This window comes from Variovorax endophyticus (assembly GCF_025376855.1).
In the GTDB taxonomy this organism is placed as follows: domain Bacteria; phylum Pseudomonadota; class Gammaproteobacteria; order Burkholderiales; family Burkholderiaceae_C; genus Variovorax.
The window spans coordinates 58,435-78,986 of sequence record NZ_JAHUTH010000028.1; the positions used below are offsets into that span (position 1 = coordinate 58,435).

The window sequence follows — 20,552 nt, forward strand, 5'->3', positions numbered from 1 at the left end:
TTTCTCAAAGTATATATACTTTCTTCACTTTATATATAATCATGCGCCGGGCCGGACTTCCGCGTCCGCCTGGGCACTGGAACTATGGCCGAAAAAATCCCTGGCTTCTGCGCCCTCTGCCGCTCGCGCTGCGGTTCGATCAGCGTTGTGGAGGACGGCGTGCTGATCGCCCAGGAAGCCAACCCCTCCCACCCGACCGGCAAGGCCCTCTGCGTGAAGGGCCGCGCGGCGCCCGAGCTGGTCGCCAATCCGCAGCGGCTGCTGCACCCGCTGATACGCACGGCGCCGAAGGATGCCGCCGATCCGCTCTGGCGCCAGGCCTCGTGGGACGAGGCACTGGACCTCGTCGCGCAACGCATCGGGCGCATCCGCGACGAGCGCGGTCCCGAGTCGGTGTCCTTCGCCATCACTTCGCCGAGCGGCTCGCCGCTGTCCGACGGCATCGTCTGGATCGAACGTCTGGTCAATGCCTTCGGCAGCCCGAACCTGTGCCGCGGCACCGAGATCTGCAACTGGCACAAGGACGTCGCCCACGGCTTCACCTTCGGGCGCGGCATCGGCGCGCCGGACTTCTCGAACACGCGGTGCATCGTGCTGTGGGGCCACAACCCGTCGGCCACCTGGCTCGACCATGCGACGGGCGTGACGGAGGCCTTCGCGCGCGGCGCGAAGATCGTCGTGGTCGATCCGCGCAAGGCCGGCTTCGCGATGCGTGCCCACCAATGGCTACGCGTGCGGCCGGGCTCGGACGGCGCGCTGGCGCTGGCCATCGCCGGCGAGATGATCCGCAACGGCGAATACGACATCGACTTCATCCGCCGGCACTCGAACGGGCCGCTGCTGGTGCGCGAGGACACGGGCGCGTTCCTGCGCGAAGCCGATATCACGGGCCTCGCCTCGCAGCGGCTCGTGGCCTTCGACGAGGCGAGCGAATCCATCGTGCCCTACGACACCGGCACGGCCAGCTACGCATCGCAGGACTGCACCCTCGCGCTCTTCGGCACCAGGACGCTGCAGGCGACCACGGGCCCCGTTCGATGCCGGCCCGCCTTCGCGCTGTATGCCGAGCTGTGCGAGGCCATGTCGCCCGAACGCGCCGAGGAACTGTGCTGGGTCCCCGCGCAGCAGGTGCGCGACACGGCACGGCTGCTGTTCGCGCACCGCCCCGTCAGCTACTACGCGTGGTCGGGCGTCGGCCAACACACCAACGCGACGCAGACCGACCGCGCCATCGCGCTGCTCTATGCGCTCACCGGCAGCTTCGACGCGGCCGGCGGCAACGTGGACTTCGCGCATCCGCCGGCGCGCAAGGCATCGGGCAAGGAGCTGCTGTCGGCGGCGCAGCTCGCGAAGTGCATGGGCATCGACGAGCTTCCACTCGGCCCGGCCGCGCAGGGCTGCATCGGCAGCGACACGCTGTACCGCGCCATTCTCGAAGCCAAGCCCTATGCGATCCGCGGCGTGGTCGGCTTCGGCGCCAACCTGCTGCTCGCGCATGCCAACCCGCTGCGCGGTGCCGAGGCGCTGCGCCAGCTCGACTTCTTCGTGCATGCCGACCTGACGCTGACCCCGACCGCCCAATACGCCGACGTGGTGCTGCCGATCGGCACGCCCTGGGAGCGCGAGGCGTTGCGCATCGGCTTCGAGGTGAACCAGGGTGCCGAGGAACTGGTGCAGCTGCGACCGCGGATGGTGGCGCCGGTGGGCGAGAGTCGCTCCGATGCCTGGGTCGTCTTCGAGCTCGCGAAGCGGCTCGGGCTGGCCGACCGGTTCTGGGGCGGCGACATCGACGAGGGTATGCGCTACATGCTCGAGCCGCTGGGGATCGGCCTCGAGGCCTTGAGGCAGCACCCCGAAGGCATCCGTTATCCGCTGAAGACGCGCTACCAGAAGCACCACGGCGCGGGCTTCCGCTTCGCGACCGACACCGGCAAGGTCGAGATCTATTCGGCGCTGCTGCACCGGAATGGCCAGTCGCCGCTGCCGGTGTACGTGCCGCCGCTACCGAAGCTGCGGCTTCGCGAAGGAAGCCCGGACTTTCCGCTCGTGCTGACCTCGGCCAAGCTGCCGCAGTACTGCCACAGCCAGCACCGGCAGGTCGCATCGCTGCGCAGCAAGGCACCCGACCCGCTCGTGGCCATGAACCCCGCCACCGCCGCCGCGCGCGGCATCAAGCCCGGCATGTGGGTGCGCGTGCGCTCGCCGAGCGGCTCGGTGCGCTTCAAGGCCACGCTCGATCCCAGCCTCGATCCGCGCGTGGTCTGCGCGCAGTACGGCTGGTGGCAGGGCAACGAGCAGCTGGGCCTGCCTGCGCACGCACCGCTTTCCGATCAGGGCTCCAACTTCAACCTGCTGGTCGACGACGGCGATCTCGACCCGATCAGCGGCTCGGCGCCGCACCGCTCCTACATCTGCGAGGTCGCGGCCGAAGCCGGGCCCGCCGCCTGAATACCCCATTCACTCACCACCCACTCCGTCGATACCCATGCAAGTCAAAGTCCAACGCAAGGTGCCCGAGGCCACCGACATCTGTTCCTTCGAGCTGGTCGCCATCGGCGCCGAGCCGCTGCCGCCCTACGAGCCCGGCGCTCACATCGACGTCGATGTGGGCGGCGGCGAGACCCGGCAGTATTCGCTCTGCGCGCCCCATGGCGAGGGGCGCTATGTCATCGGCGTGAAGCGCGATCCGCGCTCGCGCGGTGGCTCCCGGTTCATGCACGAGTCCGTGAAGGAAGGCGATGTGCTCACCATCGGCGCGCCGAGAAATCACTTCCCGCTCGCGCCGGACGGCGAGCGCTTCATCCTCGTCGCGGGCGGCATCGGCATCACGCCGCTGCTGTGCATGGCCTCGCACCTGAGCGGCGCCGGACGAGCGCTCGAGCTGCACTACTTTGCGCAGTCGGCGGAACACGTCGCCTTCCGTCGGCAGCTCGAGGGCGCGGCACTGGCCCCTTCCGTGCGGCACCACCAGGGTTACAGCCCCGACGCGCTGCCCGAGCTGCTGGCATCGATCGTCGGCAATCCGGCGCCGGGCAAGTACCTCTACCTGTGCGGACCGCGCCCCTTCATGGAGCTCGTGCGGCAGGCCGCGGCGAACTGGCCGGCCGACCAGGTCCGCTTCGAGTATTTCGGCGCGGGCTCGACACCTCCCGCCGCATTGGCGCCGCAGGCCGCATTCGAGGTCTGCGCCGCCGCCTCGGGCATCTCGGCGCGGGTGGAAGCGGGCCAGAGCATCGTCGAGGTGCTGCGCGCCCACGGCGTGCATATCGAGACCTCGTGCGAGGAAGGCCATTGCGGCACCTGCATGACCACGGTGCTCGAGGGCCAACCCGAGCATCGCGACTCCTTCCTCACCGAGCCCGAGAAGGCATCGGGCACGCTGATGCTGCCGTGCGTGTCGCGCAGCTGTTCCGCGCGGCTCGTCCTCGATCTCTGAGCGAGTGGGTCATGACGCAAGCGCGCGCAATGACCAACGGAACGCGTTCAGAACGCCGTGACGTTCCACTCGTACTCGGTCGCGACCTCGCCGAGGATGCGCAAGCGCTGCGCGGGCTCGGCGGCCAGCGCGGCCAGGATCCGGGTATTCAGGGCCACCATCGTGGCCTTGGCGTTGTCGGCGAACTCCACCGTGATGCCCTGGTCCTCGTACTTCTGGACGAAGGCCTGCGCCGCCACGCCGATGACGAAGTAGAGGCCCGCGTTGTCGAGATCCGACTTCATGAGGTCGAAGGCGCCGCGGTACAGCAGCTTGAAGGCGTCGGAGCCCGACAGGTCGTTCTCGAAGCGGGTGCTGATTTCCTGGAAGTTCATGGTGTGTTGCCTTCGATGTGGTCAGTGATGAAACCCTTGCCGCCGTGCGCCTCGGACCAGGCGACCGGATCGCGCAGGAAATCGTCGAACTCGGCGATCACCTCGCGGCCGAAACTGTCTCGTTGCGCCGCGACCGCGCGGATGTCGTGCCAGTTCGCCAGCGCGTGGACCTTCAGCCCCAGTGCGGCCAGCATGCGGCCGGCGCCGAACATGCCGTAGTCGAACAGCACGAGCACATCACTGACCTCGGCACCCACGCCGCGCAGCGCCCGCGCGAAATTGGCCTTCGATGCGCCGGCCGCCATCATGTCGTCGACCAGCAGCGCGCGCTCGCCGGCGCGCACCACGCCCTCGACCTGGCGGGCGCCGATCGCGCGCTTGCGGACGTACTGCATCGGCAGGTCCAGCGCATCCGCGATCCAGGCCGCCAGCGCGATGCCGCTGGACTCGCCGCCCGCGATCGAGCCGACACCGGCCAGGCAGCCATCGGTTTTCAGCAGCTCGATGGCATGGTCCACCAGCGCGCGGCGCGCCTCGGGAAAGGAAACGAGCCGCCGGCAATCCATGTAGACCGGCGTCGCCCATCCCGAAGGAAGCCGGAAGGGCTCGTCGGTGCGCAAGGTCACGCAGCCGGCATCGAGCAGCCGGGCGGCGACCTCGAGGCGGATCGGGTCTGGGGCAATGGTCATGGCGGTCGAGCCTTTGGCTAGTGAATTCGGTCGAGCAATTTGCGCAGGTGCGTCGCACCCGCCTTGCCCTTGTAGGCGGCCTTCCAGAGCCTACCGATCATGGCTTCGTACATGCGCACCGCCTCAGGCGAGGCGGTCACGGTCGCGATGCCGTTGCGCACGTTGGGCAGCTCGCCGAGCCGGAACGGGCTCACGGCCAGCACGCTGCCGGCGCGACCGGAGAACACCTGGAAGGTCGCGGTCGGCATGGCGTCGTCGATCAGTCCGATCTGCACGTCGATCGGCTCGCTCTCCATCAGGTCGGCGATCCGCTCGACCTCGCGGCGCGCCGCCAGCCGGCGCTCGGTGCGCACGCTCTCGGGCAGGTCGATGCGGCCGACCAGGCCGGTATCGACGAAACGCTCGAGTTCGCGCAGCCCGATCAGGCTCACGATGTGCGGACGCCGGCGCTGGAAGAAGGCCCGGCGCTCCTGCATGATCTGCAGCATCTTGTCGATGTCGGCCGAGGTCGGCCCCTTGCCCGCGCCCTTGGGCGATGCCTCGATCAGCATCTGGCGCAGGGTCGGCAGGTAGTCTTCGGAGGTCAGCAGCAGCGAGATCGGCTCGAAGTGCGCGAGGATGCGGTCGGACGATTCCTCGAGCTGGCGCATGCGCTCGAACAGGCCCAGCGCGGTCGAGTAGTACTCCACCTCCACGCCGAGCAGCGACGCCAGCGTGGTGTCGAGCAGGTGGGCCAGGCGCTCGAGCGTCTCGATCTTGACGATCTCGCCCTTCTCGAGCCGGTACACGACCGCGCGCGAGATGCCCAGCCGCTCGGCCACGTCCTCGGCCAGCAGCGAGGCGCCCACCCGGTAGGCACGCAGGCGGTTGCCCAGCGCCACGTAGTCGATCGATGACTTGAAGGTCGAATTCGCAGCTTCCATCTCGTTTTCCACTTTATGGATCGAAAAAGAAACTATAGGCGAGTTTCGACATCCGCGGTCACCGGCGAGGCGCGAGGCGGTACGGGAATTCACGCCGCGACCGGCTCGGGCACGGGCGCGTCCCGCAGAGCCCACGGCAGGCGGCTGCCCCCGAGGAAGGGATGGAGCGCCCCGCCCCCCGCAAGTGCCACGTCCTGCGGCACCTCCCAGGGCGCGCGCTCGAGCGTCACGCGCGCCTCGTTGGACGCGAGGCCGTAGAAGCGCGGACCGTTGAGGCTCGCGAAGGCCTCGAGCTTGTCGAGCGCGCCCTCCTCCTCGAACACGGTGCAGTAGCTCTGCAGCGCGACCGGCGCGTTGAAGATGCCGGCGCAGCCGCAACCCGCCTCCTTCAGCGTGCGAAGGTGCGGCGCGGAGTCGGTTCCGAGGAAGAAGCGTGCATCGCCCGAGGTCGCCACCCTGCGCAGCGCGAGGCGATGACGCTCGCGCTTGAGCACCGGCAGGCAATAGAGGTGCGGCCGGATGCCGCCCGTGAAGATCGCGTTGCGGTTGAACATCAGGTGCTGGGGCGTGATCGTCGCGGCGAGACGGCCGCTCGCATCGGCCATGATGAAGTCCGCCGCTTCCTCGGTCGTGATGTGCTCCAGCACCACCTTGAGCGCGGGAAAGTCGTGCAGCAGCGGACGCAGGGTCGACTCGATGAACACCGCCTCGCGGTCGAAGACGTCGACGGCCGGATCGGTGCTCTCGCCGTGCAGCAACAGCGGCATGCCGATGGCCTGCATCGTCTCGAGCACCGGTGCCACCTTCGCGATCGAGGTGACGCCATGCTCCGACTGCGTGGTCGCACCGGCCGGATACAGCTTCGCCGCGGTCAGCACGCCGTCCTCGAAGCCCCGGCACAGGTCGTCGGCGGAGGTGCCGTCGCACAGGTAGACCGTCATCAGCGGCACGAAGTCGGCGCCCGGCGGCAAGGCCGCCACGATCCGCTCGCGGTAAGCCCGCGCGAGCGCGGTGGTCGTCACGGGGGTCTTGAGGTTCGGCATGACGATGGCGCGGCCGAACTGCGCGGCGCTGTAGGGCAGCACCGTCTGCAGCATGGCGCCGTCGCGCAGATGCAGGTGCCAGTCGTCGGGGCGGCGCAGGGTGATACGGTGGGTCATGGCAAGGCTCACTTCAATCGGGCGAAGGCCGCATCCATCGCGCCGACGCCGAGCATGAAATCCTCGATGTCCATCGCTTCGTTCGGGTTGTGCGAACCGTTCTGGTTCCGCACGAACAACATGCCGCTCGGGATGCCGGCATTGGCGAACAGCGAGGCGTCGTGCCCCGCGCCGCTGGGAATGAGCTCGAAGGCCGCCTCTTGCGCGGCGCAGGCTTCGGACAGCACGCTGCAGAGGCCCTCGTCCATGGTCGCGGGATCGCTGAGCAGGCGCCGATCGAATTCGAAGCGCACGCCGCGCTCGCGCTCGATCGAGCCGCATTCGGCGCGCATCAGCTGGTAGAAGGCCTCGAGCGTGTCCGTGCTCTTGCTGCGCGCCTCGAGGCTGAAGCTCACCTGCCCCGGAATGCGCGAGATCGAATGCTCGGCCGGATCGGTGCTGACGATGCCCGTGGTCACGACCAGGTCGGTGCCGCGCTCCAACAGCACGCGCCAGTGCTCGTCGATGCGCATGATCAGGTCGGCGACTGCGAACATGGCGTCGTGGCGCAGCCAGCGCGGCACCACGCCCGAATGCTGCGCGTCGCCGTGGCAGACCACGCGGTTGTGCCGCACGTTGCCGCGGATGCCCGAGACCACGGCCAGCGGGAGCTGGCGCGCGACCATCACCGGCCCCTGCTCGATGTGCAGCTCGAGGTAGGCCTTGATCCGCGCCTTGTCGAGCAGCGGCTGCTGCGCGCGGATCGCCTCCACGTCGGCGCCGCAGCGGCGCATGCAGGCCTCCATCGATTCGCCGGTGGTGCGCTGCTTGAGCGCGAGGTCGCTCTCGCTGAGCTTGCCGAACAGCGCGCCGGAGCCCATGTAGGCCTTGCCGAACCAGGCGCTCTCCTCGCCGCGAAACGCGATCACCTCGAGCGGGCGCGCGTAGGGCGTGCCGCCGGCCTTCTGCGCGACGAGACACAGGAGGCCCGCGACCACGCCCGCATAGCCGTCGAAGTTGCCGCCCTGCGGCACCGAGTCGATGTGCGATCCGCACCACGTGACCGCGCTCGCCGCCGCGGTCTGCGGCAGGCCGAACACGAGGTTCGCGGCCCGGTCGGCGCGGACCTCGAGCCCTTCGCTCGCGGCGAAGGCGCGCAGATAGTCGGCGGTGTCCGATTCGCCGCGGCCGTAGCTCTGCCGCGTGACGCCGACCCCGTCGAAGGTCAGCTCGCGCACGTCGGAGAACAGCTTCTCGGCCATGGGGCGAAGTCCCGGCAGGCTCATCGTCCTTGCCCTCCCTAGCCCGACTGCTGCGCGAAGCGCAGCCAGCGGTCCGAGAGCTGGCGATCGAGCTTGACCTGGCCGGTCAGGTCGCGGATTTTCTTCACACCCATCTCGTCGCAGTACACGACCAGGCCGTCGATGATCTTCTGCATCACCCCGGGGTCGATGAAGGAGGCCGTGCCGACCTGAACCGCGCTCGCGCCGGCCAGCATGAACTCGACCGCGTCGTGCGCGCTCGCGATGCCGCCGCAGCCGATGACCGGGATGCGCACGCTGCGATAGCACTGGTGCACCATGCGCAGCGCGATCGGCTTGATGGCCGGCCCCGACAGCCCCCCCATCACGTTGCCGAGCATGGGCTTGCGGGTGCGCACGTCGATCGACATGGCCAGCACCGTGTTGCCCATCACGAGCGCATCGGCGCCGGCTTCTTCCGCGGCCCTCGCGACCGTTGCCACATGCGAGGCATTGGGCGTGAGCTTGGCCCACACGGGATGATGGGTGCGGCGGCGGATTGCGCTCACGACCTTGTAGGTGGTCTCGGGCGTCATCGCGAAGGCCATGCCGTCGGCCTCGAGGTTGGGGCAGGAGATGTTGGCCTCGATCACCGCCACTTCCGGCAGCGACATCTCGGCCACCGCGTCGGCGAACTCGTCGACCGTGTCCGCCGAGATCGAGACCACGACGGGCGTGTCGAAGCGCGTGTAGGGCGGCAGCACCGTCTCGCGGTAGTAGTCCAGGCCCTTGCTCGGAATGCCGATGGCGTTGAGCATGCCGCCGCGGGTTTCCGCCACGCGCGGCGTCGGGTTGCCGGCACGGCTCTTGGGCGAGACGCTCTTGATCACCAGCGCGCCCAGCCGGTTGAAGTCGAGCGCTTCCGCGTACTCGATGGCGAAGCAGCCCGAGGCCGGCATGACCGGGTTGCGCAGGCCGACGTCGCCGACCCTGACGTTGAGATCAGCCAAACTCCACCTCCCCGACCACGTCGCCGATGGGAAACACGGGACCTTCACGGCAGACGCGCAGGAATTGCTTGTCGCCCGCGCGGTCGAACAGCCGGACGCAGGACAGGCACACGCCCATGCCGCAGGCCATGCGCTGTTCCATCGCCACCTCGCCGCGGGTGGCCGGATGGTCGGCGAGGATGCGTTGCAGCAGCATCAGCACGCGGTGCGAGCCGCAGGTGTAGACGGCGTCGTGGTGCCGTTCGCCGAGCAGCCGGCGCACCAGCGTGTCCATGGCCTCCACCGAGGAGCTGCCGTCGGAGTCGTAGACGCAATGCACGTCCGCCTCGGCGCCGCGCAGGAACTCGTCGCGCATCAGGTCCTTGGGCGCGCGCGCCGACATCACCGCCGTGATCGCGATGCCCATCCTGGCCGCCTGCCGCAGCAGCGGCGCCATCGTCGCCAGGCCGACGCCGCGCGCGACGACCATGATGCGTTCGTCGCCCGGCGGCAGCGTGAAGGTGTTGCCCAGCGGGCCGACGATGTCCATCGCGCCGCCGACGGGCAGCGAGGCCAGTGCGTGGGTTCCGGTGCCGGTGACGTTGTAGAGGAACTCGATCGTGCCCGCCTCCGGCCCCACGCCGTAGACGCTCATCGGGCGCAGCAGGAAGGGCTGGAGGTCGTTCGTCGTCGGGCACTTCAGTTGGTAGAACTGCCCGGGCCTGGTCGCGCCCGCCAGGTCGGCCGGCGCGCTGAGCTTCAGGTACTTGTACCGGTCGTTGACCCAGCGGTGCTCGGCGACCTCGCAGCGATACGAGGCCACGGATTGCGCGTTGCGCTGGAAGCAGGCGCCTTCACCCTGAGGCACCGGCGGATGCACGGGCCTGCACGCGGGCGACTGGTGGTCGATGGCGGCGAGCATCATTCGAGCTCCTTGCCCTTGAGTTCGGGAATGAGGAAGTAGGTGGCGACCATGTCGACCAGGTAGATCGCGGCGAGCAGCGCGATCGCGATCTGGAACGAGTAGGCGGCGACCATCGCGCCGACCACCACCGGGCCGAAGCCGCCGATGCCGCGGCCGAGGTTGAACAGCACGTTCTGCGCCGTGGCGCGTGCTTCCGTGGGATAGGCCTCGGAGATCAGCGCGCCGTAGCCGCCCAGCATGCCGTTGACGAACATGCCGAGCACGGCACCGACCCACAGCAGCGAGACCGGGTCGGACAGCTGGGAGTACGCCAGCACCATCGCCACGGCACCGGCCTGGAACAGCAGGAAGCTCGGCTTGCGCCCGATGCGGTCGGCCAGCTGGCCGAAGACGAAGATGCCCAGCATCATCCCGAGGATGGTCACCGAGGTCCACATGGCCGACTTCGTGAGGTTGAAGCCGAGCTTGTTGGCCAGAAAGCTCGGCATCCAGATCATGATCCCGTAGTAGCCGAAGTTCTGCACCGCGCACAGCACGACGATGCCCAGGCTGGTGCGGGTCGTCCGCGCGTCCTTGACCAGCAGCTTGAAGGACCTCAGGCGCGAGCCCCGGACCTTGGGCTTGCGCACGAACACCTCGGGCTCGTGCAGCTTGTTGCGGATCACCCAGGCCACGAGCGCGGGCACGACGCCGACCAGGAACATGCCGCGCCAGCCGATGTGCGGCATCAGCAGCGGCGTGAGCAAGGCGGCGCCCAGCACGCCCAGCTGCCAGCCCAGCGCCACATAGGAAGACACGCGTGCCCGATGCCTGGCGGGCCAGGCCTCGGCCGCCAGCGCCATGCCGATGCCGAACTCGCCGCCCAGGCCGATGCCCGCGATGGTCCGGTAGACCAGCAGGTCCCAGTAGCCCTGCGCGAAGGCACAGAGGCCGGTGAACACCGCGAACAGGACGATGGTCCAGGTCATCACGCGGATGCGCCCGAAGTGATCGCTGAGCGAACCGAAGACGATGCCGCCGACGACGGCGCCCACCAGCGTCCAGCTCACCAGCGAGCCGGCCTGGCCCGGCGTGAGGTGCAGGTCGGCCGAGATGGCCGTGAGCATGAAGCCCAGGATCAGCAGGTCGAAGCCGTCCATCGCATAGCCGATGGCGGAACCGGCCAGCGCCTTCCAGGCGTAGCCCGAGACGGCGTCGTCGCGCGGCGCGGAGGCGGTCGAATCTAGTGTGGATGACACGTCAGGACTCCTGGTTCGACGCGGAAAGCCCGGCGCCGGCGGATGGATGGGCCATGGAAACGGTCTCGACATGGAGTCCGTTTCGCTCATTTGCGATACTAGTATCGAAAAAGATATCAATCAAGAAAAAGTTTACCGGGTTGTCTCTGTGATGGATGGAAGGAACGAGGGAAACCGGGGGATCGAGCCTGGCGTCGGCTCGCGCGGCCGCTAGAAGCGGTGGCGGATGCCGACGCCGAAGCTATTGCCGCCCGCCATGGCGGTCGCGAGATCGCGCATGAGGACGGCATAGACGTCGGTTCGCTTCGACAGGTAGTGATCGTAGGCCAGGCTCACCGTCGTGCGGGTGCCGTCGTAGGAGCCGGCGATCTTCGTCCTCGCGACGGCCGCGAGGATCTGCCCCGCGGTCGACCCGACCGGCACGCTGGCGCCGAGGGAAGTCGTGGTCCCGCGATAGCCGGTCACCTCGGCCTTCGACCGGCCGTAGCTTGCATAGGCCTTGAGCAGGCCGAAGTCGTAGGCCCCGCCCAGCATCCAGTCCTTGCACGTGGTGGGCACCACCGCGCCGGCGACCGTGGCGGTGATGACGCCCGGGTTGACCGGGTTGGAGATCTGATCGCGCTCGTAGAAGCCCGCGACCGTGAGCGGCCCGCTGACGTAACTCGCGCTGATGCCGGTGTTGTTCTTGCCCTTGTAGCCGGTGTCGCTGGACTGTTCGCCGAACTGGTAGTGCAGGTTCACGCGCAGGCCGCCGAAGTTCGGCGTGCTGTAGATGAGCTGGTTGCTCCAGCCGGTGTCGGACGGCGAGGTGCGGTACAGCCAGCGCGCGGTGTTGACGTTGGCATGCAGCACCAGCGGCGAGAACGCGAAGGAGTTGCCGAAGGGATTGACCAGCACCGTCGGAATGAAGTTCGGCGCCGCGGCGCGCCCGAGCTGCAGGCTGCCGTAGGCACCGGCGATGCCGACGTTGGCATCGCGCGCGAAGTAGGGGTCGCCATCGAAGCGGCCCGATTTGCCGGCGTCGGCGCGAAAGAAGGAATTGAGTGCGAAGTAGGCCTTGAGCCCGCCGCCCAGGTCCTCGCCGCCGGCGAAGCCGAAGAACGAGGTGGTCATGCCGCCGCTTCCGAGGACCTTGGTGCGGCCGAGATCACCCGCGTAACGCATCGATCCCGCGTACTCGTCGATCAATCCCTGCACCGACACACTGCTCTGCGCGCAGGCGCAGCAAGCCGTCGACAGCGCGACGGCGGCAACTACAAGACTCTTCATAGGTGGCTCACTTCTCAAAACTCGAGGGAATGGATCGGTGGCTCTGGCGCGGGTGCACCGCCATGAGGCGCATCGCCTCGAAAAATCGGCATTCCCGACCAAAAAGCACTATTTAAGAAACCAGGATCAAAAACGAGACTGGATTCTGGCGCGATTCCGCAAGATCGATGCCAAGGGTTTTCGAGCGGTCGGGGCCGAGCGCTTTCGCGCTATTCGCGTGCGCTCGACGCGGGGACGAAGAGACCGGCCGGCCCGAGGCCTTCGCGCCCAACGCCGTGGTCCGCATCGGCACCGACGGCCTCGTCACGCTGGTGATGCCGCGCGTGGAGATGGGCCAGGGGATCTACACCGCCCTCGCGCTGCTGATCGCGGAGGAGCTCGAGATCGATCCTCGGCACGTTCGCCTCGAACACGCGCCCGCCGACGAGACGCGCTATTCGAACCCGCTGACCGGCGGGCAGATCACGGGCGGCTCGACCTCGGTGCGCAGCACCTGGGAGCCGATGCGCCGCGCCGGCGCCACGGCCCGGCTGCTGCTGGTCGAGGCGCGGTGGTGGCCGACCACATGGGTGCGGCGCGCAAGGGCCTGGCCGCGCTCGAGATCCGCTGGGACGAAGGCGCCAACACGGACTACTCGACCGAGAAGCTGATCGCCGCGCTGGCCAGCGCCTCGTCGCGCACCGGCGCCGTGGCGCGCAAGGAAGGCGACACGGTGGCCGCCGCGCGCGGCGCCGCGCGGACAGTCGATGCGGTCTACCAGCAACCCTTGCTCGCGCAGGCGCCGATGGAGCCGGTGAACTGCACCGTGCACGTGCGGCCCGATGCCTGCGAGGTGGCTAGGCCCGCTGTTCCGCCAGCGCTATCCGAAGGTCGCTCTCGACGAATCGCGCATGCTGGTGCCCTCGGGCCGGGTGGTGACGGCCGGCGCGGCGATGGGGCACCTCGATCTGGCACTGTGGCTGATCTAGCAGGCCAGCCCCGAGCTCGCGGCCATGGTCTCGCGCTACCTGCTCGCAGACCTGCGCTCCTCGCAGGCGCCGTACATCGTGCCCCACCATCTCGCGCAGGCCGACCCCGCGACCCCGCGACCCCGCGATCCTGCGCTTCGAGCGCTGGGCGCGCGACAACCTCGAGCAGGGCTTCTCGCTCGACACGGCGGCGCGCGCGCTCGCGACCAGTCCGCGCACGCTGCAGCGACGCTGCCAGGCCGTGCTCGGCAAGTCGCCGCTGGCCTACATCCAGGACCTGCGGATCGAGCGCGCGCGCTCGCTGGTGCATGGCAGCGACCTCGAGGCCATCGCGGCCGAGGTCGGCTATGCCGACGGCTCCACGCTCGGCGCGCTGCTGCGCGAACGCCTGGGCCGCGGCGTGCGCGATTTGCGCGCCGATCTGCTTTGAGCGCCGGCAACGAGAAACGCGGCCGGCCTCGCGCTCAGAGCCCGTGCAGCGCCGCCATCTCGTCGATCAGCCCGCGCTGGAACGCATCGAAGCGCGCCGAGGGCTGCTGCAGGCCGAAGAAGTCGGTGAACGGATCCTGCACCTCGGTGCGATGGCCCGAGAGTTCCTCGACCACCGCGAGACCGCAGAAGGGCACGCAGGCCTCGGCATAGCCGCCCTCGTGCACCACCACCACTCGGCCCTCGCTGTGCCGCGCCGCGAGCGCGTTGACCTGCTTCATCATCTGGCGGAACGATTCCGGATGCAGCTGCATGCGCGCGAGCGGGTCGACCGCGTTGGCATCGAGGCCGCTGGCCACCACGACCAGCTCGGGGCGGAAGCGCTCGACCACCGGTGCCACGATGCGCTCGAAGGCATACATGTAGCTCGCATGGCCGCCGCCGGGCTGCAGCGGCACGTTGACGTTAAAGCCCAGGCCCTCGCCCTCGCCGCGGTCCTCGGCGCCGCTGTAGCCGGGCGGGAAGCAGTTCTCCTGGTGCAGCGAGACGGTCAGCACGTCCGGGCGGTCGTAGAAGATCGCCTGCGTGCCGTTGCCGTGGTGCACGTCCCAGTCGATCACGGCCACGCGCTTGACGCCATGGCGCGCCTTCATGGTCTCGATCGCCACCGCGATGTTGTTGAACAGGCAGAAGCCCATGCTGTGCTCGCGCAGGCAGTGGTGGCCCGGCGGCCGCGTGAGCGCGAAGGCGTTGCGGTGGCGGCCCTGCAGCACGCTGTCCATGGCGGCGATGGCCAGGCCGGTCGAGAGCTTGGCGATCTCGTAGCTGCCGGGACCGAAGGGCGCGACCTCGCCGAGATCGCCGCCGCCCGCATCGCTGGCGGCCTTGAACTGCTCGAGATAGCTCGAGGGATGCACGCGCCGCAGGTCCTCCTCGCTCGCCATCGGCGCGCCCAGCAGGTCGAGCTGCGCGCTCAGGCCCGACACGTCCATCAGCGACTTGATGCGGCGCTTGGAATCGGGCGACTCGGCCATGCCGCTGCCGGCCATGGGCTGGACCCAGCCGCCGACCGGCAGGAACAGGGCGTGCAGCCCGCCCGGCACGTGCCAGAAGGTGCGTTCATCGTGAAAGAAGGCGGTGTTCTTCATGCGTTGCGTCCTCGATGGTGTGGGAAATGGAAGAAGAGGAAGAAATCGATGCCGCCCCGTGCGGCGGATGGCGCTGCACGCTCAGGCCGCGCCAGCCCCAGCGCTCGCGCGCCAGGCCCCAGAGGCCGCGCGGCGCCAGCAGCATCACGGCCACCGCGATGCTGCCCATGGCGATCAGGTACCAGCCGCCCGACATCGCGAACCAGGTGTTGAACAGCTCGCGCAGGCCGAAGTAGATCAACGTGCCGATCAGCGGGCCCTCGATGGTGCCGATGCCGCCGATGATGACGATGAACATCGCGGTCACGACCCAGTTGATGTCGAAGGCCGAGTCGGGCGAGACGAACATCGTGCCCATGAAATGCGCGCCGCCGGCCAGCCCGAAGCCCAGGCCCGAGAGCACGAAGGCGATGAAGCGGTTGCGCCAGACGTTCACGCCGATGCTGGTGGCGGCCAGCTCGTTGTCGCGCACCGCCATCAGCCCCAGGCCGAAGGGCGAGCGCATCAGCAGGTAGACGCCGGCCACGGCCGCGAGGCCGATTGCGCCCGAGATCCAGAACGCGTTGCGCTGGAAGGTCTCGGCATCGACCAGCCGCACCGCCTGCAGCGGCACGCCCGATTCGCCACCGAACAGCGGGAACTTGGCGACCAGCAGCCGCACGATCTCGGCCAGCACCCACATGCCGATCGAGAAGTAGGCATCGCGCAGCCTGAACATCAGCGGCGCCACCGCGGCCGCCAGCAGCGCCGCGCCGACGCCGGCCAGCGGCACCATCCAGTAGGGCGAGAGCTCGAGCCGGTCGGAGACCACGAACACCAGGTAGGCGCCGATGCCGACGAAGGCCTGGTGCCCCATCGACACCAGGCCGGTGTAGCCGGCCAGCAGGTTCCACATCTGGGCCATGGCCAGCACCAGGAGCACCTCGCTCAGCAGGCGCAGCAGGCCCGCATCAGCCACCGTGGGCGCGAAGGCGATGGCGAGGGCCGCCGCAAGGAAGCCGATCGAGGGAAGAAGAGACGGGTTGCGCATCGGCTGTCAGGCCCGTTGGCCCGCGATGCCGTTCGGGCGCACCATCAGGACGATGAAGAACAGCAGGTGCGCATAGAGCGCGCCCGCGTTGGAATCGAGGCGCTGCCCCGCGAGCTGCGCCACGCCCAGCGCGATGCCGCCGGCCAGCGCGCCCCAGAACGAGCCCATGCCGCCGATGATCACGACCTCGAAGGCGCCGAGCAGCCGCTCCACGCCCGAGAACGGCGTGAACGAACTGCGCAGCGCCAGCAGCAGCCCCGCCACCGAGGCGAAGGCCAGCGACAGCCCCATGACCACGCCATACACATGGCGCGGCCGCACGCCCATGGTGCGCACGATCTCGCGGTGGTCGGAGGTGGCGCGCACGATCAGGCCGAAGCGCGAGTGCCGCAGCAGCCACTGCAGCGCGCCGAAGGCCAGCACCGCGAGCCCCAGCACCAGCACCGGATACCAGCCGATGCGCAGGCCGCCGATCTCGAAGCCGGCCGTGGCCAGCGCGCCGCCGTCGAGCGCGCGCGGGTCGGCGCCGAACAGCTCGACCATCAGGTTGCGCAGCACCACCGCGATGCCGAAGGTCACCAGCACGGGCGTGAGCGGATCGTCGGTCGCCACCGCGCGGTTGAGCAGCAGCCGCTGCAGCAGGTAGCCGGTGCCGAAGGCGGCCAGCGCCACCGGCACCAGCAGCAGCAGCGGCGACACCTGCGGAAACTGCGCGGCCAGGAACACCGCGAAGTAGGCCGCGAGCACGACGAACTCGCCGTGCGCGAGGTTGACCATGCGCATCACGCCGAAGACCAGCGCCAGCCCGAGGCCGAAGAGCGCATAGAGGCCGCCGAGCAGCACGCCGTTGATGAGGGTTTCGATCCAGGCCATGGTGCTTTTCTCAGTGCCCGAAGTAGGCGTTGGCGATCTGCTGCGCGCTGAAGTCCGACGCGGGGCCGGCCAGCGTGACGCGGCCCTTGAGCAGGCAGTACACGCGCTGCGCGATGCGGCAGGCGCGCGTCACGTCCTGCTCCACGACCAGCAGCGCCGTGCCCTGCGCCTGGATGTCGCCGAAGGCGCGGTAGATCTGCGCGACCACCACCGGCGCCAGGCCCAGCGAGATCTCGTCGCACAGCATCAGCCGCGGGTTGGCCATCAGCGCGCGGCCGATGCTCACCATCTGCTGCTGGCCGCCCGACAGCCGCGTGGACGGCCGGTGCCTGAACTCGCGCAGGATCGGGAACAGGGCATAGACGGTGGCCAGGTTCCAGTGGCCGGCCCGGCCGCACAGCGCGCCCATGCGCAGGTTCTCCTCCACCGTGAGCGAGGCGAACAGCATCCGGCCCTCGGGCACCAGCGCGATGCCGCGGCGCGCGATGCGCTCGGCCGGCTCGGCCTCGATGGCCTGGCCGTCGAAGCGCACCGTGCCGCGGCTGCGCCGGCCCAGGCCCGCGATGGCGCGGATCAGCGTGGACTTGCCGGCCCCGTTGGCGCCGATCAGCGCCGTGGCCTCGCCCTCGCCCACGTCGAGCGACAGGTCGAACAGCGCCTGCAGGTCGCCATAGTGGCTGCAGAGGTCTCGCACTTCAAGCAGCGGCATGGGCGGCCTCCTCTGCGTCTTCTCCCACGCCCATGTAGATCTCGCGCACCTCGCGGCTGGCCATCGCGGCGGCCGGCGCGTCCTCGAGCAGCTTGCGGCCGAAGTTCAGCACCATGATGCGGTCGGCCACCGCCATCAGCGCCTGCGCGATGTGCTCGATCCAGATCATCGCCACGTCGCGCTTGAGCTCGAGCACGAGCGCGACCAGCAGCTGCACCTCGGCCTCGGTCAGGCCGCCCGCGATCTCGTCGAGCAGCAGCAGGTGCGGCCGGGCCGCGAGGCCCTTGGCCAGCTCGAGCCTCTTGCGGTCGAGCAGCGGCAGCCGGCCCGCGGGCAACTCGGCGCGGTCGGCCAGGCCGGTGCGCTCGAGCACCTCCCAGGCCAGCTGCGCGGCCTGCGCGCGCGGCAGCCGCGCCGCGAAGCTGGCGGCGGCCAGCGCGTTCTCGTAGGCGCTCAGGTGCGCGAAGGGCTGCGGGATCTGGAAGGCGCGCGCCACGCCCAGCCGCGCGCGCGCATCGGCGCGCAGGCCCACCAGCTCGCGGCCCTCGAGCCGGATGCTGCCGGCATCGGGCACGGCCACGCCGGTGATCAGGTTGAACAGCGAGCTCTTGCCGGCCCCGTTGGGGCCGACCACGCCGAGGCACTGGCCGCGCGCGAGCGCGAGCGACACGCCGTCGGCCACCACGATCTCGCCGTAGCGCTTGCACAGGCCGTCGATGACGAGGCAATCGGTCATGCGTCGCGGGCTCAGGCCTTGAGCTGCGACAGCAGCTTGAGTTCGTCTTCCACCGGGATCTGCTTCGCGGTGCTGTTGTGCGTGATCACCAGCTCGTACGGGAACTTCGCGCCCGCGGCGGTCTTGCGCCACTGGCCCGCCACCATCGGCGTGACGGCCACGCTCTTGATCAGGCTGCCCTTGAAGTCGATGCGCCCGACCACCGAGTCGAGCTGCAGATTGGCCAGCGCATCGCGCACCGCCTTCTTGTCTTTTGGATTGGTCGCGTTCTTCAGCGCCGCGATGCCGACCTCGAACAGCGCATGGCCGTAGCCGATGGGCTGGGTCCACTGCTTGCCGGTGGAGCTCTCCCAGTCGGCCGCCAGTGCCTTGGCGCTCTGGCCGGTCAGCGAGGACTTGAACGGGAAGTTGGGCGTCCACCAGACCTCGGTCGACATGCCGTTGCCGGCCGCGCCCAGCGACTCGACCGCGCTCGGGAACAGGAAGGCCGCCGCCATGGTCACCACCTCGGGCCGGTAGCCCGACTGCTGTGCCTGCTTCCAGAAGGTGGCGAAGTGGTTGGCATAGGCGAAGCCCGAGACGATATTCGCGCGCGCCGCCTTGAAGCTCGAGACCTGGTTGCTGAAGTCGTCGGTCGCGATCTTGAAGAAGCCGCCGTTGGTCTCCTTGTAGCCGCGCTGCTTCGCGCCGCCCGGGATGCCGTTGGTCGGATCGGCGAAGGCATGGCCCGGGCCGTTGTCGATGTAGAGCGTGCCCAGCGAGCGCTCCACCTTCAGCGGCTCCCACATGCCAAAGAAGTTCTTCAGCACGTCGTCGGCGCCCCAGAAGAAATGGAACGAGAACGGAAAGCCCTTCTGCGGCGTGGAGCCCCGGCCGAAGGTGATGGCCTGCCACGGGCCCATGGTCGAGACCATCGGCACGCCGTTGACGTCGCAGAGCTGGCCGGCCGCGAGCGCGGCGTCGCTGTCCTGCACCAGCAGCAGGTCGACCTTCTCGCGCAGCAGCAGCTCGCTCGACATCGTGGCGCCGCGGTTGGCATCGGACTGGGTGTCGCGCACCACGATCTCGACCTTGTAATTGGTGCCCGCGATGGTGAGACCGTCCTTCAGCGCGGCGCGCACGCGCTCTAGGCTCCAGGGGTCGGCCTCGCCGAAATTGGCGCGCACGCCCGACAAGGTCGTGAGGTAGCCGATCTTGATCGTCTTAGACTGCGCGTGCGACAGCGCGGGCACGCCGGCCAGCGCGGCCGCGCCGCCGCCGATGACGAGTTGGCGGCGCGTCAGCGCGCCGGAGGCTGCAAAAGGGAAAGCGGCGGGCATGGAATGCTCCTTGGCGATGGAGGATGGACAGGGCCGCATCCTCCCTCCGCGCGCCGGCTCGCCGTTATCGAAAACTGGCAAATCGCAGGCCGCAGCCGCCGCCCTCATTCGGGGCGCAGGTTGACCGACTTGGCGATCGCGCGGTAGCGCTCCACGTCGGCCTGGTAGCCGCGGCGCAGCTCGGCCAGCGTCTGCTCGGGCGCCACCTTGCTGCCGCCGAGCTCGATGGCGCGGCGCAGTTCGGGCTTGCGCATCATCTCGTTGAAGGCCACGTGCAGCCGCTGCTGCGTCTCCTCGGGCACGCGCTGCGACACCTGCGCGCCGGCCCAGAGGCTGTAGACGAAGTCGTCGAGCCCCTTGCTGGCGCGGATCAGCGGAATGGCGCCGAAGCGCTCGTGCGGCGTGGCGGCCGCGATGCCCAGCGCCTTGACCTTGCCGGCGTCCAGCAGGTCGGGCACGTTGCCGGCCAGCGGCGCGAACACCAGGTCGATCTGGCCGCCGAGCAGGTCGTTGATGATCGGCGCGAAGCCCTTGTAGGGCACGTGCAGCATCTTCGTGCCGGTCTGCTGCGTGAAGCGCTCGCCCAGCAGGTGGTAGAGCGAGCCCGGGCCGATGCTGCCGTAGCTCAGCTCCTTGGCGTCGGGCTTGCGCAGCTGCGCGATCAGCTCGTCGACGCTGCCCGGGCCCAGGTCCTTGCGCGCCAGCAGCACCATCGAGGTCACGGCCATCATGCCGATGGGGCGGAAGTCCTCGGCCTTGTAGCGCGCGCTCGCGAGCGTGAGCGGCGTGAGCATCAGCTCCATCGGCGAGCCCATCAGCAGCACCGAGCCGTCGGCCGCGCCGTTGGCGGCCTTCATCACGCCCAGCGATCCGCTGGCGCCGGGCACGTTGTCGATCACGGCCGGCTGGCCCAGCAGCCGCGACAGCTCGGGCGCGGCCAGCCGCGCGTTGATGTCGGAGCCGCCGCCGGCCGGGTAGGGAACGATCAGGTTCAGGGTCTTGCCGGCCAGCCCCTGGGCCAGGACGGAGCCGGCCATGGTGGACAGGCCGGCCGCCAGGCCGGCACCGATCATCGAACGTCTGCGCATGCGCTTTACTCCTCGGGTGGTTGTTGTCT

18 protein-coding genes and 2 pseudogenes are annotated in these 20,552 nt (G+C 69.2%); 4 read left to right on the forward strand and 16 right to left on the reverse strand.

Annotation, left to right across the window (positions count from 1 at the left end):
• The first annotated feature begins 84 nt into the window (after nucleotides 1–84).
• The gene (locus tag KV106_RS30000; RefSeq protein WP_261214613.1) at nucleotides 85–2,448 is read left to right on the forward strand and encodes a molybdopterin-containing oxidoreductase family protein; all 2,364 of its coding nucleotides are present in this window, start codon (nucleotides 85–87) and stop codon (nucleotides 2,446–2,448) included.
• A 37-nt stretch (nucleotides 2,449–2,485) separates the two neighbouring features.
• Nucleotides 2,486–3,436, forward strand: coding sequence for a PDR/VanB family oxidoreductase (locus KV106_RS30005; RefSeq protein ID WP_057590089.1), 951 nt, complete (start codon nucleotides 2,486–2,488; stop codon nucleotides 3,434–3,436).
• A gap of 47 nt (nucleotides 3,437–3,483) precedes the next feature.
• On the opposite strand, the gene KV106_RS30010 is transcribed toward KV106_RS30005, so the two are convergent.
• The 9 genes from KV106_RS30010 to KV106_RS30050 form a co-directional block, all read right to left on the reverse strand.
• Nucleotides 3,484–3,810, reverse strand: coding sequence for a hypothetical protein (locus KV106_RS30010; protein ID WP_057590090.1), 327 nt, complete (start codon nucleotides 3,808–3,810; stop codon nucleotides 3,484–3,486).
• On the reverse strand, nucleotides 3,807–4,499 hold the full coding sequence (locus tag KV106_RS30015) for an orotate phosphoribosyltransferase (RefSeq protein ID WP_057590091.1): 693 nt from the start codon (nucleotides 4,497–4,499) through the stop codon (nucleotides 3,807–3,809). Before KV106_RS30015 ends, KV106_RS30010 begins: the two co-directional genes overlap by 4 nt.
• A 17-nt stretch (nucleotides 4,500–4,516) precedes the next feature.
• Nucleotides 4,517–5,422 (reverse strand): helix-turn-helix domain-containing protein, encoded by a 906-nt coding sequence (locus KV106_RS30020; protein WP_057590092.1) that lies wholly within the window; start codon nucleotides 5,420–5,422, stop codon nucleotides 4,517–4,519.
• Between the two features lie 89 nt (nucleotides 5,423–5,511).
• Nucleotides 5,512–6,582 (reverse strand): dihydroorotase, encoded by a 1,071-nt coding sequence (gene pyrC / locus KV106_RS30025; RefSeq protein ID WP_057590093.1) that lies wholly within the window; start codon nucleotides 6,580–6,582, stop codon nucleotides 5,512–5,514.
• Between the two features lie 8 nt (nucleotides 6,583–6,590).
• Nucleotides 6,591–7,847, reverse strand: coding sequence for a hydantoinase/carbamoylase family amidase (locus KV106_RS30030; protein ID WP_057590094.1), 1,257 nt, complete (start codon nucleotides 7,845–7,847; stop codon nucleotides 6,591–6,593).
• A 14-nt stretch (nucleotides 7,848–7,861) separates the two neighbouring features.
• Complete coding sequence (locus KV106_RS30035) at nucleotides 7,862–8,812, reverse strand: dihydroorotate dehydrogenase (protein ID WP_057590095.1); 951 nt, start codon at nucleotides 8,810–8,812, stop codon at nucleotides 7,862–7,864.
• Nucleotides 8,805–9,716, reverse strand: a complete 912-nt coding sequence (locus tag KV106_RS30040; protein ID WP_261214615.1) for a dihydroorotate dehydrogenase electron transfer subunit — start codon at nucleotides 9,714–9,716, stop codon at nucleotides 8,805–8,807. The genes KV106_RS30035 and KV106_RS30040 overlap by 8 nt, the downstream gene beginning before the upstream one ends.
• Complete coding sequence (locus tag KV106_RS30045) at nucleotides 9,713–10,954, reverse strand: MFS transporter (protein WP_057590096.1); 1,242 nt, start codon at nucleotides 10,952–10,954, stop codon at nucleotides 9,713–9,715. The genes KV106_RS30040 and KV106_RS30045 overlap by 4 nt, the downstream gene beginning before the upstream one ends.
• Nucleotides 10,955–11,164: 210 nt before the next feature.
• Nucleotides 11,165–12,223: a porin gene (locus KV106_RS30050; RefSeq protein ID WP_057590097.1), complete on the reverse strand. Its 1,059-nt coding sequence runs from the start codon at nucleotides 12,221–12,223 to the stop codon at nucleotides 11,165–11,167.
• A gap of 239 nt (nucleotides 12,224–12,462) precedes the next feature.
• Here KV106_RS30050 and KV106_RS30055 point away from each other — a divergent pair.
• A pseudogene (locus KV106_RS30055) lies at nucleotides 12,463–12,771 on the forward strand (molybdopterin cofactor-binding domain-containing protein); the annotation flags it as partial.
• A 288-nt stretch (nucleotides 12,772–13,059) separates the two neighbouring features.
• Nucleotides 13,060–13,621 (forward strand): annotated as a pseudogene (locus tag KV106_RS30060) (helix-turn-helix domain-containing protein); the annotation flags it as partial.
• Nucleotides 13,622–13,655: 34 nt separating this feature from the next.
• On the opposite strand, the gene KV106_RS30065 reads toward KV106_RS30060, so the two are convergent.
• From KV106_RS30065 to KV106_RS30095, 7 genes are all read right to left on the reverse strand, one after another.
• Entirely contained in the window at nucleotides 13,656–14,768 is a 1,113-nt protein-coding gene (locus tag KV106_RS30065) for a class II histone deacetylase (protein ID WP_261214618.1), read from the reverse strand.
• Nucleotides 14,740–15,798 carry a branched-chain amino acid ABC transporter permease gene (locus tag KV106_RS30070; RefSeq protein ID WP_057590100.1) on the reverse strand — a complete coding sequence of 353 codons (1,059 nt, stop codon included), beginning with the start codon at nucleotides 15,796–15,798 and terminating at the stop codon, nucleotides 14,740–14,742. Before KV106_RS30070 ends, KV106_RS30065 begins: the two co-directional genes overlap by 29 nt.
• Before the next feature lie 6 nt (nucleotides 15,799–15,804).
• The gene (locus KV106_RS30075) at nucleotides 15,805–16,671 is read right to left on the reverse strand and encodes a branched-chain amino acid ABC transporter permease (protein WP_057590101.1); all 867 of its coding nucleotides are present in this window, start codon (nucleotides 16,669–16,671) and stop codon (nucleotides 15,805–15,807) included.
• 10 nt (nucleotides 16,672–16,681) lie between these two features.
• The gene (locus KV106_RS30080; RefSeq protein ID WP_261214622.1) at nucleotides 16,682–17,380 is read right to left on the reverse strand and encodes an ABC transporter ATP-binding protein; all 699 of its coding nucleotides are present in this window, start codon (nucleotides 17,378–17,380) and stop codon (nucleotides 16,682–16,684) included.
• A complete protein-coding gene (locus KV106_RS30085) occupies nucleotides 17,367–18,116 on the reverse strand; it encodes an ABC transporter ATP-binding protein (RefSeq protein WP_057590103.1) in 750 nt (249 codons plus the stop codon). Before KV106_RS30085 ends, KV106_RS30080 begins: the two co-directional genes overlap by 14 nt.
• 11 nt (nucleotides 18,117–18,127) lie before the next feature.
• Entirely contained in the window at nucleotides 18,128–19,435 is a 1,308-nt protein-coding gene (locus tag KV106_RS30090) for an ABC transporter substrate-binding protein (RefSeq protein ID WP_261214625.1), read from the reverse strand.
• A 104-nt stretch (nucleotides 19,436–19,539) separates the two neighbouring features.
• Nucleotides 19,540–20,523 carry a Bug family tripartite tricarboxylate transporter substrate binding protein gene (locus KV106_RS30095; protein ID WP_057598043.1) on the reverse strand — a complete coding sequence of 328 codons (984 nt, stop codon included), beginning with the start codon at nucleotides 20,521–20,523 and terminating at the stop codon, nucleotides 19,540–19,542.
• Nucleotides 20,524–20,552: the final 29 nt, after the last annotated feature.

What these genes read in the sequence shown, in the direction of transcription:
- KV106_RS30030 (WP_057590094.1), bottom strand. Translation starts at nt 7,847, where the DNA reads ATGAGCCTGCCGGGACTTCGCCCCATGGCCGAGAAGCTGTTCTCCGAC.
- KV106_RS30020 (WP_057590092.1), bottom strand. Translation starts at nt 5,422, where the DNA reads ATGGAAGCTGCGAATTCGACCTTCAAGTCATCGATCGACTACGTGGCG.
- pyrC (WP_057590093.1), bottom strand. Translation starts at nt 6,582, where the DNA reads ATGACCCACCGTATCACCCTGCGCCGCCCCGACGACTGGCACCTGCAT.
- KV106_RS30080 (WP_261214622.1), bottom strand. Translation starts at nt 17,380, where the DNA reads ATGCCGCTGCTTGAAGTGCGAGACCTCTGCAGCCACTATGGCGACCTG.
- KV106_RS30015 (WP_057590091.1), bottom strand. Translation starts at nt 4,499, where the DNA reads ATGACCATTGCCCCAGACCCGATCCGCCTCGAGGTCGCCGCCCGGCTG.
- KV106_RS30010 (WP_057590090.1), bottom strand. Translation starts at nt 3,810, where the DNA reads ATGAACTTCCAGGAAATCAGCACCCGCTTCGAGAACGACCTGTCGGGC.
- KV106_RS30085 (WP_057590103.1), bottom strand. Translation starts at nt 18,116, where the DNA reads ATGACCGATTGCCTCGTCATCGACGGCCTGTGCAAGCGCTACGGCGAG.
- KV106_RS30070 (WP_057590100.1), bottom strand. Translation starts at nt 15,798, where the DNA reads ATGCGCAACCCGTCTCTTCTTCCCTCGATCGGCTTCCTTGCGGCGGCC.
- KV106_RS30000 (WP_261214613.1), top strand. Translation starts at nt 85, where the DNA reads ATGGCCGAAAAAATCCCTGGCTTCTGCGCCCTCTGCCGCTCGCGCTGC.
- KV106_RS30005 (WP_057590089.1), top strand. Translation starts at nt 2,486, where the DNA reads ATGCAAGTCAAAGTCCAACGCAAGGTGCCCGAGGCCACCGACATCTGT.
- KV106_RS30075 (WP_057590101.1), bottom strand. Translation starts at nt 16,671, where the DNA reads ATGGCCTGGATCGAAACCCTCATCAACGGCGTGCTGCTCGGCGGCCTC.
- KV106_RS30090 (WP_261214625.1), bottom strand. Translation starts at nt 19,435, where the DNA reads ATGCCCGCCGCTTTCCCTTTTGCAGCCTCCGGCGCGCTGACGCGCCGC.
- KV106_RS30050 (WP_057590097.1), bottom strand. Translation starts at nt 12,223, where the DNA reads ATGAAGAGTCTTGTAGTTGCCGCCGTCGCGCTGTCGACGGCTTGCTGC.
- KV106_RS30065 (WP_261214618.1), bottom strand. Translation starts at nt 14,768, where the DNA reads ATGAAGAACACCGCCTTCTTTCACGATGAACGCACCTTCTGGCACGTG.
- KV106_RS30095 (WP_057598043.1), bottom strand. Translation starts at nt 20,523, where the DNA reads ATGCGCAGACGTTCGATGATCGGTGCCGGCCTGGCGGCCGGCCTGTCC.
- KV106_RS30040 (WP_261214615.1), bottom strand. Translation starts at nt 9,716, where the DNA reads ATGATGCTCGCCGCCATCGACCACCAGTCGCCCGCGTGCAGGCCCGTG.